The sequence below is a fragment of the Pontibacter mangrovi genome (assembly GCF_006385705.1).
Taxonomy (GTDB): domain Bacteria; phylum Bacteroidota; class Bacteroidia; order Cytophagales; family Hymenobacteraceae; genus Pontibacter; species Pontibacter mangrovi.
This window is the reverse complement of record NZ_VFRQ01000002.1, coordinates 361,988-375,458: the sequence shown is the minus strand read 5'-3', so window position 1 is coordinate 375,458 and position 13,471 is coordinate 361,988. Positions and strand designations below refer to the sequence as shown.

General features: G+C 54.3%; 17 protein-coding genes. 7 read left to right on the top strand and 10 right to left on the bottom strand.

What is annotated here, in order from left to right; genetic code table 11:
- Positions 1 to 7: 7 nt before the first annotated feature.
- Entirely contained in the window at positions 8 to 1,237 is a 1,230-nt protein-coding gene (locus tag FJM65_RS05240; RefSeq protein WP_140620139.1) for an OmpP1/FadL family transporter, read from the bottom strand.
- Positions 1,238 to 1,497: 260 nt separating this feature from the next.
- Between FJM65_RS05240 and FJM65_RS05235 the strand changes: the two genes are divergently transcribed.
- Positions 1,498 to 2,394 (top strand): NAD(P)/FAD-dependent oxidoreductase, encoded by an 897-nt coding sequence (locus FJM65_RS05235; RefSeq protein WP_140620137.1) that lies wholly within the window; start codon positions 1,498 to 1,500, stop codon positions 2,392 to 2,394.
- Between the two features lie 181 nt (positions 2,395 to 2,575).
- Here the strand turns inward: FJM65_RS05235 and FJM65_RS05230 are convergent, their stop codons facing one another.
- Together FJM65_RS05230 and FJM65_RS05225 are read right to left on the bottom strand one after the other, a co-directional pair.
- A complete protein-coding gene (locus FJM65_RS05230) occupies positions 2,576 to 3,406 on the bottom strand; it encodes a cyanophycinase (protein ID WP_140620135.1) in 831 nt (276 codons plus the stop codon).
- 8 nt (positions 3,407 to 3,414) lie between these two features.
- Positions 3,415 to 3,639: a hypothetical protein gene (locus FJM65_RS05225; protein WP_140620133.1), complete on the bottom strand. Its 225-nt coding sequence runs from the start codon at positions 3,637 to 3,639 to the stop codon at positions 3,415 to 3,417.
- 205 nt (positions 3,640 to 3,844) lie between these two features.
- On the opposite strand from FJM65_RS05225, the gene FJM65_RS21170 reads away from it, so the two are divergent.
- Genes FJM65_RS21170 through FJM65_RS21160 form a run of 3 tightly spaced genes read left to right on the top strand, consistent with a single transcriptional unit; the run spans position 3,845 to position 4,439 of the window.
- Positions 3,845 to 4,009, top strand: a complete 165-nt coding sequence (locus FJM65_RS21170) for a hypothetical protein (RefSeq protein ID WP_181163647.1) — start codon at positions 3,845 to 3,847, stop codon at positions 4,007 to 4,009.
- A gap of 50 nt (positions 4,010 to 4,059) precedes the next feature.
- Positions 4,060 to 4,224, top strand: a complete 165-nt coding sequence (locus FJM65_RS21165; protein ID WP_181163646.1) for a hypothetical protein — start codon at positions 4,060 to 4,062, stop codon at positions 4,222 to 4,224.
- Between the two features lie 38 nt (positions 4,225 to 4,262).
- Entirely contained in the window at positions 4,263 to 4,439 is a 177-nt protein-coding gene (locus tag FJM65_RS21160) for a hypothetical protein (RefSeq protein ID WP_181163645.1), read from the top strand.
- Positions 4,440 to 4,505: 66 nt separating this feature from the next.
- Here FJM65_RS21160 and FJM65_RS05220 read toward each other — a convergent pair whose 3' ends face one another.
- Entirely contained in the window at positions 4,506 to 5,084 is a 579-nt protein-coding gene (locus FJM65_RS05220; RefSeq protein WP_181163644.1) for a hypothetical protein, read from the bottom strand.
- 83 nt (positions 5,085 to 5,167) lie between these two features.
- A complete protein-coding gene (arfB, locus tag FJM65_RS05215; RefSeq protein WP_140620131.1) occupies positions 5,168 to 5,581 on the bottom strand; it encodes an alternative ribosome rescue aminoacyl-tRNA hydrolase ArfB in 414 nt (137 codons plus the stop codon).
- A 74-nt stretch (positions 5,582 to 5,655) separates the two neighbouring features.
- Between arfB and FJM65_RS05210 the strand changes: the two genes are divergently transcribed.
- Together FJM65_RS05210 and FJM65_RS05205 are read left to right on the top strand one after the other, a co-directional pair.
- On the top strand, positions 5,656 to 6,567 hold the full coding sequence (locus FJM65_RS05210; RefSeq protein WP_140620128.1) for an alpha/beta fold hydrolase: 912 nt from the start codon (positions 5,656 to 5,658) through the stop codon (positions 6,565 to 6,567).
- A gap of 126 nt (positions 6,568 to 6,693) precedes the next feature.
- Positions 6,694 to 7,773 (top strand): site-2 protease family protein, encoded by a 1,080-nt coding sequence (locus FJM65_RS05205; protein WP_140620126.1) that lies wholly within the window; start codon positions 6,694 to 6,696, stop codon positions 7,771 to 7,773.
- A gap of 5 nt (positions 7,774 to 7,778) precedes the next feature.
- On the opposite strand, the gene FJM65_RS05200 is transcribed toward FJM65_RS05205, so the two are convergent.
- The 5 genes from FJM65_RS05200 to FJM65_RS05180 all read right to left on the bottom strand — a co-directional run bounded on the left by FJM65_RS05200 (position 7,779) and on the right by FJM65_RS05180 (position 12,126).
- A complete protein-coding gene (locus FJM65_RS05200) occupies positions 7,779 to 9,560 on the bottom strand; it encodes a hypothetical protein (RefSeq protein WP_140620124.1) in 1,782 nt (593 codons plus the stop codon).
- 9 nt (positions 9,561 to 9,569) lie between these two features.
- Positions 9,570 to 10,070, bottom strand: coding sequence for a DUF1905 domain-containing protein (locus FJM65_RS05195; protein ID WP_140620122.1), 501 nt, complete (start codon positions 10,068 to 10,070; stop codon positions 9,570 to 9,572).
- Positions 10,071 to 10,241: 171 nt separating this feature from the next.
- Positions 10,242 to 11,012: a TPM domain-containing protein gene (locus FJM65_RS05190; protein WP_181163643.1), complete on the bottom strand. Its 771-nt coding sequence runs from the start codon at positions 11,010 to 11,012 to the stop codon at positions 10,242 to 10,244.
- Positions 11,013 to 11,020: 8 nt separating this feature from the next.
- A complete protein-coding gene (locus FJM65_RS05185; RefSeq protein ID WP_140620120.1) occupies positions 11,021 to 11,458 on the bottom strand; it encodes a TPM domain-containing protein in 438 nt (145 codons plus the stop codon).
- 89 nt (positions 11,459 to 11,547) lie between these two features.
- Positions 11,548 to 12,126, bottom strand: coding sequence for a LemA family protein (locus FJM65_RS05180; RefSeq protein ID WP_140620118.1), 579 nt, complete (start codon positions 12,124 to 12,126; stop codon positions 11,548 to 11,550).
- 255 nt (positions 12,127 to 12,381) lie between these two features.
- Here FJM65_RS05180 and FJM65_RS05175 point away from each other — a divergent pair, with 255 nt between their 5' ends.
- Positions 12,382 to 13,383: a sugar phosphate nucleotidyltransferase gene (locus tag FJM65_RS05175; protein WP_140620116.1), complete on the top strand. Its 1,002-nt coding sequence runs from the start codon at positions 12,382 to 12,384 to the stop codon at positions 13,381 to 13,383.
- The last annotated feature ends 88 nt before the right edge of the window (positions 13,384 to 13,471 follow it).

Here is a 13,471-nt window from a genome sequence, read left to right as displayed (position 1 = left end):
TCAGGAATTAGAAATTATAAGTTAAAGCAAGACCAGGGATGTAGGCCACCGCCTTATAAGTACCGGCGATACCTCCTGATTTGTCAGAAGCATCGGTACGCTCTTTTTTGTTGATGTACAGGAAGGAAGCATCCAGCTTGATGTTGTTGGATACGCTGTAGCCCAAGCCAACCGAAAGGCCGCGTGAGTCAGAGTCCGGCGTTTCTGGCGTCAGGTAGCCGTCCTGTACAGGAGAGCCGTCGTAGTAAGCACCGGCGCGAAGGGCCAGGGCCTCTGTAGCTTTATACTCTGCACCAATGCGGTAGATGTAAGCATCCTCGTAATTACGGTCGTTCTCCGAAAAATTGCTGCCATTTATAGCATCTGCGTAATCAAAGCGCAAGCTCTCGTAAGCGCTCCATTCCACGCGGCTCACATCAACAGCAAGCGTCAGGGCCTCTGTAGGCATAAAACCTAAACCAACCGACAGGGTGGCCGGCAAGGGCAGGGTAGCAGCGAACTTTGTATCCGGGAAGCGAGACTTCAGCGACGGAGCCACAGTGAAGGTCGCATCGCCTTCTTCCACATCCACGTCTACTCTAGAACGGTAGTTGATACCTAAGGACAGCTTCTCGGACGGCTTAATGTAAATGCCCAGGTTGTAGCCAACGCTTGTTCCGTCGCCGTCCAGTTCGGCACGGCCATAATTGCCGGCCTCGTCCTGCACCGGAATGCCGCGCTGCAGGTTTACCTGGCCTTTCACGTAGGTAAGACCGGCACCAATGCCAATCTTATCGGTGATGGCATAGCTCAAAGTAGGCTGGAAGTATATGGCAGAAAGCGACAGCTCCTCCAGGCCAAAGCGGCCACTCCACTCTTGGCCCCACTTGGCCGTGCTGCCAAACGGAGTATACACGCCCAGTCCGGCGGCCAGTTTATCGTTGATCTTGTATACAGCATAAACCTGGAAAGGTGTGCCCACAGGGTTGTCGGTTCTGGCGGTAACCTCGTTGCTCTCCGGCGCTGAATAAGCAATCTTAGAGAAAAGTGCGCTTGCACCTATCGTCACGCCGTTTTCCTGCAGGTAGCTCATGGCACCCGGGTTAAAGAAGATGCTGGATGTGCCCGTTTGGATACCAGTACCAGTGTGGCCCATACCTATCTGCCGCTGGCTGGCCAGGTTTACCTGGTAACCTCCGGCCATAGCCGACGCCGAAAGAAGCGTGCCACCGAGTAAGGCTAGAATTCTGCTTTTCATAAAGTCTAATTAGTTATTGTAGGGAGATAATTGCTCTAAACAAATATATGCTTATTACAGCGGCTGTCAATGTATTTTCAAATATTTTTAAAGATGAGTCGAAAAACAGTTGTGCCGTAGGCCAAGGCTACCTTACAGGCCGCTTTTTGGAGGCTGCTTCTGCTGATGTGGCATATAGTTTTTGCTGACAAAGTATAAGCCGGGGCCTATCCTATTTCGCGGACTTTCGTTAAAAAGCTCCTGAACTGAAAGTAAACTAAATGTACGATGTGATTATAATTGGCGGAGGCCCGGCTGGGCTAAACGCCGCCATGCTCCTGGGCCGCTCGCGGCGCAAAGTTATTGTGCTGGATAGCGGTAAGCCCCGCAACCGCTGGGCCCGGCAAATGAACGGTTTCCTATCCAGCGACGGCATGAACCCCCGCGAGTTTCTGGATAAAGGACGCGCAGAGCTGGATAAGTATGGCGTGGAGCTGGTAAACGTTGCGGTGAAGACCGCCACCTACACCAAAGGCGAATTTGTGGTAAACGATGAACACGAAAAAGTATACCGCTCGCGCAAGCTGCTGCTGGCCACCGGCCTAAAGGACACGCTTCCTGAGCTGGAGGGTATGGAGGAAATGTACGGCAAAAGTATACACCATTGTCCTTACTGCGATGGCTGGGAGAGCCGCGACAAAGCCATTGCCGTGTATGGCCCCGAGCGCAAAGGCATTGGCCAGGCACTGGCCATGAAAAACTGGAGCGATGACGTGACCCTGTATACTGATGGCACCGACAGCCTGCGCCGCGAAGACCTGGAGCAGCTAGAGCGTAACGGCGTAAAAGTGCAGAAAGAGAAGATCGTGCGCCTGGAGGGCGATGGAGACGGCATGCTGGAGTACATTGTGCTGCACAACGGCGAGAAGCGGCCGCAGCAGGCCATGTTCTTTTCGTTGGGCATGAGCCAGCAATCGGATCTGGGGCAGCAGCTGGGCTGCGAGTTTACCAGCAAGGGCGTTATCAAAACCAAACGGCTGCAGCACTCCAACATTCCGGGGCTTTTTGTGGCCGGCGATGCCGCCCGCGATATGCAAATGGTAGTGGTGGCCGCTGCGGAAGGCGCCAAGGCTGGCGTAGCCATCAACCTAGAGCTGCAGCAGGAAGAACGGAAGTAAAGGGAAAGGGAGTAGCCAGCCTAGCTTATACTTGATTTCTACTGCGGAAGTATAAAAAGTATGACTTGCGAGCCGACCAGGAGGCCAGTTTGTAGCTGGCCTTTTCCATGTTATAGCACTGCCCTCAAGCAGCATGGCGGTATGCTCAAAAAGAAGATTAGGATGCGGCAGCAAACCAGCTTTACACCACAGCTTTTCCCGGCTCCTGTGGCACTGCCTGGAAGATGCGCTCGCGCAGGCAGTAGCGGTAGCCGTGCACCAGCAAGTGCATTTTCAGGTTTTCTACGGCAATGGGCTCGTTTTCCTCTACCTCCCGGGTATTGCAGAAACGCATTTCGCTGGCATCAATAATGGTTACCACGCCCGGCCCGAACACCTCTACCTGGTCGCCCTCGTTTATGATGATGCCCGTTTCCTCGCTCAGGCCAATGCCTACATAATGCGGGTCGTGGGCTACGGCGTGGGCCAGGCGGCCAAAGCGGCCCCGCTCGGCAAAGTGCGTATCTATGTAAACATTTTGGATAAAGGCGCCGCCCTGGGTTGTTTTCATCTCGCCTTTTATCAGGGAGTAATGCCCGTAGCCGTCGTAAATCATGCTGTCAGACATGATGGCGGCGCCAGCGCTAGTACCCGATACAATAATGTTCTCGTTCTGGTAGCGGTAGCGCATCAGGCGCAGCAGCTCCGTGTCGCTCAGGAAACTGGCGAGCCGTACCTGGTCGCCGCCGGTAAAAAACACTACATCGGCCTGGCTGATGCGGGCAAGGTTTTCAGGGGAGTCGGTGGGGTGGCCTTCGTCTATGCGCATAAAGTGTGCGTTGCTGCAGCCCATCTCCTCAAAGGCTCTCTTGTAGGCCAAGCCCGACTTAATCGCATCCGAAGCCTCGGGTGTGGCCGTCGCGATCACTTCTATCCGCGAGGTTAAGCTGCAAACCTCCGATTTGATGAGCTTTATAAGGCTTTCGTCATCACCGCCCCCAAGTGCAATCAGCTTTCCTTTTACTGGTGTCATAGATACGTTTACACAATAATTACCTCCTTATACTTTAGAATGCGGAGGCGGGTTGATGCAGCGGCCATCGTTTGGCCTGGGCTGCAAAGTATACTTCCTTTTTTGATGATGAAGCGGAGCCCAGGTTTATACTTACCGGAGCGCTGTTTCAGGTTGTTTTTTAGGAGGAACAGCCGGGGCTGCACAGGCCGCTGAAAAAACTGTTCGGTGGCGTACACTTTGCTGTTCGGCACCGGACAGTTTTTTCTACATTATATAATGAGTTTTAGTATTTAAGTGATTGATAATCAGTACATTACATAATGTGGCACACAAAATGTATTAAGCCAATCAGAAATAAAAAAAATTATAGCTACCCCAAGCAACCATTTGTGTTAAGGCGCTATCTATTAGATCAGAAACGATAAGAAACTAATAACCAGCTTAAAACCTACTACTATGAAAATCGTGATCCTAATCCTCGCAATAATGACTGGCATGGGCGCTTCTATTAAGAAGTCGGCCACCGAGCAGAAAGAAGTTCAGAAACGCCTGGAGCTAAACGAGTATAAAAGCTATCCTAACCTGTTGCCAGAGGTAGAGATTATCGCTCCGGCCCTTTAAGTCTGATTCCGCACAAGAACCAAATATCCAATATCTAACAAAATAAAACCATGAAAATCGTACTCCTAATCTTCGTTATTCTTCTTGCCCTGGGCGCCACTATTAAAAAATCTGCCGCCGACATGGAGCAGGTAAGCGCCCGCCTGGAACTGAACCAGTACAAGAACCAGCCCAACCTGTTGCCAGTTGTAGAAGTAGTTGCCCCACGTGCCTGATCCTTGGTTTAAAGTATAATCTCAAAAACAAGTATAAGATGAAAACTGTGCTTCTGATAGTTGTTATGCTGATTGGCTTCTACCTGGCCTGCAAAGACATGTGGGAGAACCTAAAGCCTGCCGCTGAGGTGCCAGCCCTGGTGGCAGCACGGCAGCAGTGGCTGGCTACAGCACCCGCTACCGCCTCACAGCCTCAGCCTATACTTGCCAGTTAGGCTGAGGCCGGGGGCCACCCCCACCTGCGACCGGCATAGCAAAGCGGCCAACTAAAGTATAAACCATCAGTTATCCTTTTTCTTGAAGATGTCCAGAATGCGGGGTTTATCTGATTCTTTTGACTGACGCTTTCGCTTGTCCCTGTCGTTGCCGTCCGCTTTTTTACCGAAAGGCCACAGCCGTTTTTTCTCCTTTTTCTCTTTAAGTATAACATAGCGTATAGATACGCCGGAGGAAAGGTGCACCCAGTCGTCGTGGTTGATGTGGACGGCTGGCTTCACGTCGGCGGAGAGCAGGAACGGCAGCCCGTTAACTTTATACTCTATGCCCAGTATGGCGTCCACACCCGTAAAAACGCCGCTGTCTTTCAGGTTGCCGATATGCCCGCCGGCACCCAGGTAATAGTTAAAACGCTTGCCCAGGATGGGGCGGTGCCACTCATACAAGGCGGTGCCGCTGTACTCGCGGGCGCCAATCTGCACAATGCCTTCTATGGTGCCTTTCTCGTGTAACTTCTGCTGCAGGCTCAGGCCAAACCGGTCGCTCTCCAGGCGCACGCCCGCCGCCGTTCTATATTTTTGTGCCTGGGCAGTTATACTTAGTCCGCCGATCAAGAGCATCAGCAAGAGTAGTCTCTTCGTCATAAACAAGGGTGAATGGTTGGGTGGTGCCGCTGCAAATTTCTTACCTAACGCGGCAGCGGTGGCTGTAGTGCCTGCAATTTTAGTTAAAAATCGCCGCGGAAACCACGGCTGGCCTTTTTATCGGCCTGTTTTTTCTTGCCCTCCAGGCGGCGGCGCACACTGGCCCGCGTGGGCTTGGTGGCTTTGCGCTTTTTCTGGCGGGTTAGCGCCTGCCGCAGCAGCTCATAAAACCGCGCTACGCAGAGCTCCTTGTTCTGCAGCTGGCTGCGCTCGGTTTGGCACACCACCTGCAGGTAACCTTCGCTGTTTATGCGGCTGCCCAGCTTCTCCTGCACCAGCGCCTTCTCCTCCTCCGTCAGTAGCTCCGAGTTCTCCACCTGAAACCGCAGCTCTACCTTGGTGTTTACCTTATTCACGTTCTGCCCTCCGGCCCCGCCGCTCCGCGATGCCTGAAACTGCAGTTCCCGCTCCAAGCCACGATCATTAATATTGGCCATAATTTACAAAGTATCCTTCTAAAAGTTTAAATTTACACCGGCTGTAAAGCTAAAGCTACCTAATCTTTATAAGTATGAAAAAAACACTTCTGATGCTGCTGTTTATACTTGGCAGCCTTTTGCCCCAACTGGCCCAGGCGCAGCAGAAACACTTTTACTTTACTACCTCCGATAATGTGCAGCTGTACGTGCGTATTGCCGGCGAGGGTAAGCCTTGCCTGTTCATTCATGGCGGCCCTGGCTCCTGGCCCAAGTATTTTTACGCCCTTGGCGGCGATGTGGTGGAGCAGGACCTGCAGATGATCTACGTGGACCAGCGGGGCTGTGGCCGTTCGGGCGGCTCCGAGAAAGATGACTACTCGCTGGCCCGCATGGTGCAGGATTTTGAGGAGCTGCGCCAATACCTGGGTTACGATAAATGGCTGCTGATGCCGCACTCTTTTGGCGGCACGATGGCCACCGAGTATGCTTACCAGCACCCGCAGCAGGTGCAGGGGCTGATTTACGTCAACAGCACGCTCAACATCAACAACTCTCTGGAAAGCTATGTGAACGAAGGAGCGCGTGTACTGCAGGTGCCGGTGTCGGAGCTGCACAAGCCGGGCGAGCCGGTGGGGCAGGCGCTGGGCGGTGTGGTAAACAAACTGAACGAGCAGGGCCTGATGTATAAAATGATGTACCGCGACAAAGCCATGTTCGATGCGATGAACGCCGTGATGGACACGACCCTGAACTGGCAGTTTGGCTCTAAGGTGTGGGGCTACCAGGAGTATGCGCAGGACTTTACAGCTAAAACAGCCAGTATAAAGCTGCCCGTGCTGGTATTTGCAGGCAAGTATGATTACTCCGTCGGCCCGGAGCACTACAAATCCTTTAAGTTCCCGAAGGCTACTTACCGCGTGATGGAAACCGGCCACTGCCCCTACCAGGAGCAGCCGGAGCAGTTCCGAAAGTATGTAAAGGCCTTTGTCGCAAAGCTTGATTAAGCAAAGATAAAGTATAACCTGAAGGGGCCGGCTACGCCATGCGTAACCGGCCCCAACCATTTTAGCCAGCCCTAAACAATAGGCCTTTGCTATGCGTTAACTCCTTGAGAGCTAAAGTGTAAACAAATGAAATGGTCGCTGAACCTGGGTAAAATTGCTGGTATTAAGATACTGGTGCACTGGACGTTTGTGCTGCTGCTGGGGTGGGTGGCGCTATCGGAGGCGCAGCGCGGCAGCAACACGGGCACCATCCTGCTGGCGGTGGGCTTTATGCTATCTGTTTTCCTGTGTGTGGTGCTGCACGAGTTGGGGCATGCCTTAACGGCAAAGCACTACGGCATCACTACCAAAATGATTACCCTGCTGCCCATAGGCGGCGTTGCCAGCCTGGAGAAAATGCCGGAGAAGCCGAGCCAGGAGCTGCTGGTAGCCTTGGCCGGGCCGGCGGTAAACGTGGTCATTGCGCTGATACTTTGGCTGGCGCTGCCCACGCTGCAGGGGGCCGTAACAGAAGAGTTTTTTATGCGCATTACGCTAGCCAACTTTCCGTATCTGCTGCTTTTCGTAAACGTGGTGCTGGTGCTGTTCAATGCCATCCCGGCCTTCCCGATGGACGGTGGGCGCGTGCTGCGGGCGCTGCTGGCCTTTAAATTGGGGCGGGTGCGGGCCACCCAGATTGCAGCTAACCTGGGGCAGATGCTGGCCATCTTCTTCGTGTTCATCGGTTTCTTCTATAACCCCTTTCTTATCCTGATCGGCATCTTCGTGTTTTTTGGCGCATACTCCGAGAACATGGTGGTGCAGCACCTCGACTTTTTGCGCGGCCATACGGTGCGGGAGGGGATGATCACCCACTATGTTAGCCTTACCCCCACTACTACTGTGCGCGAGGCGGTGAGCAAGCTACTGACAGGCTCTGAGCATGAGTTTGTGGTGGAGGAAGACGGAGTGGTAGTGGGTACGCTTACCCGTTCGCAGTTAATCCAGGCGGTAAAAAACGAGCAGATGGATATGCCTGTGGTGCAGGTGATGACGGGGCAGGTGAAGACATTTAACGCAAACGACAAACTGGCAGACGCCTACACAGAGCTGCAGAAGTCGCGCGCGCCGCTTTATCCTGTGCTGGAGCAGGGGCGCCTGGCCGGCGTCATCAACTCCGATAATATCAATGAGTTTATCATGGTTAAATCAGCGCTGATGCACTAGCGCCGTTAGAGTTTCTCCTCCAGCCACAGAAAAGCGCTACTCAGCACAAACAGGATGAAAAACCAGGCGGGGTGCAGCGGAGAGGAAGTATAAGCTGTGGCGGCATCAACTGGCTTTGCCTGCTGCTGCGCGGCAAAAGCCAGGGAGGCAGCGCGGCGGGCTTTTATGCTTTCAAACTCCCAACCGGCCGTATCCTGCACAAAAAAGAAATAGGGGGCTGAGGCCTGCACTTTATGCCAGCCGCTGCGGGTTGGCCAGAACGTGGCGCTATACTTTTCAGGCTGATGCGGGTGCTGCGCCAGGGCCAGGCTTATACTTGTAGTGTCCTGGGCTATACTTGTAATGCTGGTCGACGGCGCTGTGGCGTTGTCGGAAGTATAATCGGTGTAAGTAAGTATAACGGGCTTGCCTGGCTGCGGCGCCTGTGGCTGCGTTACCTCCCAATACTGCTCCTGCACCTTTGCCCGCGCCACCTCCTGCAGCACATGGCTCCAATAACTGGCGTATACTTCAGGTTTTCCCTCCAGCTGCCACGGGTATGTTTGCGGCACCAGGCTAAGGGCAACTTTTCCCCATCCTGCGTTTTTGGCCCCGGCCAGCCATGCATTGCCGCTGCCGGTTACCAGCGGTTTTACGGCAGGGCTCTTTGTCAGCTCAAAAGAGGGAGCCTCTGTTATACTTGCCGCTGCGGCAGGCCACAAGGCGCGCGTGCTTTTGGAGGCGTTGCGACTGTACCGGAAGCCGGTAAAAAAGGCTGTGCTGCGCGTAGTAGCGGGCTCGAAGGCAACCGTTAGCACGCCCAAGCCATCGGCTGTCACGGCTTGCTGCAGTATATTTCGTTCCGAGGGGCTTAGCTGCTTGAGTGCTGCGGGCTCGGTTATCATGACATCAAACTGATGCAGTAAACTGGGGGTGAGGCGGTTCAGGTTGGTTCTGGCCATGTTCAGCCACTCGCTCTGGCTAACCTCTTTGCTGATTTGGGCGCGGAAGGCTACCCGGTGCTGCAGTCGGGCCAAATGGTTTTTAAGAAACTTGAATTCGAAAGCCGGAGAGGCGGCTAGGAACAGAATGCGCAGAGGCTGCGGCGGCTCTACCTGCACGGGAATCTGGCCTAAAGTATCTGCGGCAGCGCCTGCTTTCTGCAGCAAGGCATAGGTGTAGCGCCCGGCTACCTTTGGGGTGTAGCGCAGCAGAAAAGTATACGTGCTATCGGCAGGTATCTCAACAGAGTCTCGGAGTTGGCCCTGGGCAAGCAGGTATAGCTTGGCGGGTTGTGCCGCAGCGGCATAGGTGCCTTCTATTGCCACAGCTTTGCCTAAGGCGGTGCTTTGGGGCCAGCTAACAGCCTGCATGCCAGTGGGCCCGGGCGAAAGGTGCGGCAACACCTGCAGGCGCTGTAGCTGCTCTAGCTCGGCCTCGGCCAGGCCATACCCCAGCAGGTGGAGGCGTTGCAGCGCCGGCTGGCGCTGCTGTAGCTCCGCCAGGGAGCTTATTTTCTCCCCTTCTCCGGAAGAAACATTATAAGTATAAATAGTGGGTTTGGCCTTAGTGCGCTGCAGCAAGGCGTCTAAAGTATCTGTGCTGAAACCATCGGTTAAAAGCATGGCTGTGCCCGGGCTTACAGCCTGCCGGAAAGTTGGCGGAAACACCAGCAGCACCAGGCTAATGGCTGCCACAGCGCTGGCCAATAGCCTCCAGGCCAGCCGCTGCCGGTTGGGCCTGCGCCAGGCCAGCCACAGCAACAGCAGCACAAGCGGTAACGATAAAAGCCAGTAGAGTTGCAGCATGGGTATGGTTTAGCGAGGCGGTAGCCCCAGCATGGCCCGGAAGTTCTCTTTTCCTTCCGGTAGCTTTTTAAGATTCTCAATGAGGGTAACGGCGCGATCGGCGCGCAGGTGCGGGCTCTTCACTGCCGACACGTGGTTGAGCATGTAGCGCTGCATGCCGGGCTTGAGCTGCAGAAAACGCCGGTTGCCTTCCTCGTCCTGCCGCAGCAGCTCTTCCATTTCGGCGGGCACCTCTGTGCCATACGTGCTCTCGTCCTTCTCCAGCGCCACGCTTACAGTATCGTGCAGTTTTACCCCCAGCTCCTGCATGCGTTTCTTGCTGATGCTGATGTATGCCCGGCCCTCGCCCAAAGCCATTAAGCCGCACTGGAAGGTAAGCCGGCTATTTACAATGCAGTGCAAGCGGATGTTCAGGGTGCCCAATTCCTGCACTACCTCCTGCGGCACTTCCAGGTAGTGCATGCCGGGCAGGTGCTTTAGTAAGCCTATGTGCGTATCGAAACAAATCATGTTAAGGTGATGCTAGGTGTAGGTAAGATAAGGCTTTTATTCTGAATTTTACCACACCAATTGCTGAGAAACTGGCTCAAGAGCAGGAAATTAAAAAAGCGTGCAACGGCAATGTATACATGTTGCCGCTGCACGCTTTTTTGAAGAGCTATAAGATTTCTGACCGGATGCTTACCAGCTGCTGCTGGCACCGCCTCCTCCAAAGGAGCCGCCACCAAAGCCGCCGAAGCCTCCTCCTCCGCCGCCGCCACCAAACATGCCGCCGCCCGAACGGAAGGTGCCAAAGCCGCCAGGCACAATCACTGGGCCGCCAAAGGTGCGGGCATAGCGCCTGCCGCCACGGCCTCCCCGTCCGCCGCCGCCCATCCTCGAAAGTATAAACACCACCACCATTACTAGGATGATGACAAACAGCAGTGATGGTCCGCCGCCCTCGCCATCCTGGGAGGGCTCGGCCTGGTACGCGCCGCTGGCCAGCTCCATGATGAGGGTGGTGGCCTGGTCGATGCCCTGGTAAAACTGCCCCTGCGAGAAAGCCGGTTTCAGGGTGCGCTCCGTAAGGCGCTTGGCAATGGCATCCGGAATATACTCTTCCAGTCCGTACCCTGTCTGGATGGCTACCTTGCGCTCATCCTTGGCCACCAGTATGATAAGGCCGTTGTCATACTTGCCGGAGCCCACGCCCCAGCGCTCGCCTAACTCTGCGGCATACTGGTTCGGGTCGTAGCCCCCGATGGAGGTGAGGAGGACCACGGCAATCTGGGTAGAGGTCGTATCGGCGTAGTTCTCCAGCTTCTGCTCCAGTGCCTGCTCCTCCTGCGGGGTAAGCATATCAGCATAGTCGTTTACCAGGCGGTTAGGCTTGTCCGGGAAATCACTGTTTTGGGCAAAAGTTGCCAGGCTCAGAAAGCAGAAGAATAGGAAAAGGGATAGGTGCTTCATACGTTTGCTTATTCTCCGAAGGAGACGTCGTCGCTTAATTCATTCGTGTCGCCGTGGCGATCGTAAGGGAAGTGGGACTGCAGCTGCTCGCCGGCCATGCGCACGCCTTTTGCCAGCCCCTCGGCATACTTCTTATGCTTAAAGTGCTTTACCACCTCCGCCGTAATGTCTTCCCAGAAATGGTCGGGCACGGTGGCGTTGATGCCGGCATCGCCAAGCACGGCAAACTGGCGGTCTTCCAGGGAAACATAAAACAGCACGCCGTTGCGCAGCTCGGTCTGGTGCATGTTCAGCTCGGCAAACACCTCGGTGGCGCGGTCCAGCACGTCTTTGTCGCAGTTGCTCTCCACGTGCACCCGTATCTCGCCAGAGGTTTTCAGCTCTGCCTCCCGGATCGCCTCCGTTATCTTCTGCTCGTCTTCAGGCGTAATGATGTCTCTTGGCATAAAGCTCTATGGTTAAATTGTTGGATTGTTAAATTGCTGCACGTTATAAAGATCAACCATTTAACAATTAAGCCATGTAACAATTTAGGCTAAAACTCCACCGTAGGGGCTTGCTGGGCTGCGGCGTCGGCCTCGAAGTAGCCTTTCTTCTCGAAGTCGAACATGCCGGCGATGAGGTTGCGCGGGAAGGAGCGGATGTAGGAGTTGTAGTCCTGCACGCTCTCGTTAAACTTGCGCCGTTCCACCGAAATGCGGTTTTCGGTGCCCTCCAGCTGCGCCTGCAGCTCCAGGAAGTTCTGGTTGGCTTTCAGTTCGGGGTACCTTTCTACGGATACTAACAGCCGGCTTAGCGCACTGCTTAGCTCGCCCTGGGCCTGCTGGAAGCGCTGTATGTTTTCTGGCGTCAGGTTGTCGGGGCTGATGTTGACGCTGGTGGCCTTGGCGCGGGCCTCGATCACCTGGGTCAGCGTCTCCTTCTCGAAGTTGGCGGCCCCTTTCACGGTGTTTACCAGGTTAGGCACCAGGTCGGCGCGGCGCTGGTAGGCGTTCTGTACGTTGGCCCACTGGGCTTCCACGTTCTCATCTTTCTGCACCATCGTGTTGTAGCCGCACGACGACAGCGAGCTAATCATCAGGAAACCGATCAGGTAAAAAAACAGTCTTTTCATAATTTTCAGGATGTGTTACAATCTATACGCTTAAGTATACCTATAAGGCCATATCTGTACGAATTTAGCAAACTGATGTTAGGATGCATGAAAAAATTAACAGAAACCTATATTAAGGGGCCATTTCCGTGTTTATGCTCACAATTATACTGTAACTATAACGACCGTTAGCGGGTAGGTTTGTACAGGCCTTTGCAGAAGAAAAGGCTTTAATTTATACTTAAAAATCAATATATTGCAGAAAAAGTATAGTGTATGAAAGCAGTTATACCTGTAGCTGGCATTGGTTCAAAGCTTCGGCCGCACACGCATACGCAGCCTAAATCGCTGGTGCCTGTGGCCGACAATACTATTTTGGGCCATATCATCGATAAGCTGCTGGAGGCAGGTGTTAACGACTTTGTGTTTATTATCGGATACCTGGGCGAGAAAGTGGAGCGCTACGTGCGGCAGAAGTACCCGCAGCTGACGGCCGAGTTTGTGGTGCAGGAGCCGCGAGAGGGCCTGGGGCACGCGCTGTGGGTGGCACGCCATACGTTTGAACAGGAAGAAAGCGTGCTGATTATGCTGGGCGACGCCATTGTAGACGTAGACCTGAAAGCGATTATTGAGGCGCCCTACTCGGTGCTGGGCGTAAAAAAAGTGGCCAAACCCTCTCTCTTTGGCGTAACCGAGATGGGCAGCGACGAGTTTGTGGTGAAGGTGGTGGAGAAACCGAAGATCCCGAAGTCTAACTTTGCGCTGGTGGGCCTCTACAAGATCGTGAATCCCCAAAAGCTTGTGGCCTCGCTGCAGCACCTTATAACAGAGGATATCAGGACGCAGGGTGAGTACCACCTGACCGACGCGCTGATGCACATGATCAAAAGCGGCGAGAAAATGGTGCCCTGGAGCGTAGACCACTGGTTTGACTGCGGCCGCAAGGAAACGCTACTGGAAGCCAACGCCACCTTGCTGGCCCGCCCCCGCTTCCGCGACCGCGACTATAGCAGGCTGTGCCCCGGCTGCATCATCATCCCGCCGGTAAGTATAGGCGAGGGCTGCATCATCACCAACTCCATCATCGGCCCCAACGTGGCCATCGGCGATAACACTACCATTACCAACAGCATCCTGAGCAACTCCATCATCGGCTCCTACTCCGAACTGCGCTTTGCCGTCATGCACGATTCCATCATCGGCAGCGACGCCTCCTTCAAAGGCTTCAGCCACAGCCTCAACATCGGCGACAGCACCGAGATAAACTTCGGGCAGTAAGACCTCACAGTGTGCGCAGCTCCTGCGAGTGCCTGAGGAGTTGGAAAGCTAAAAAATATACTTTATAGCGCAAGCGTCCGCTTGTGCT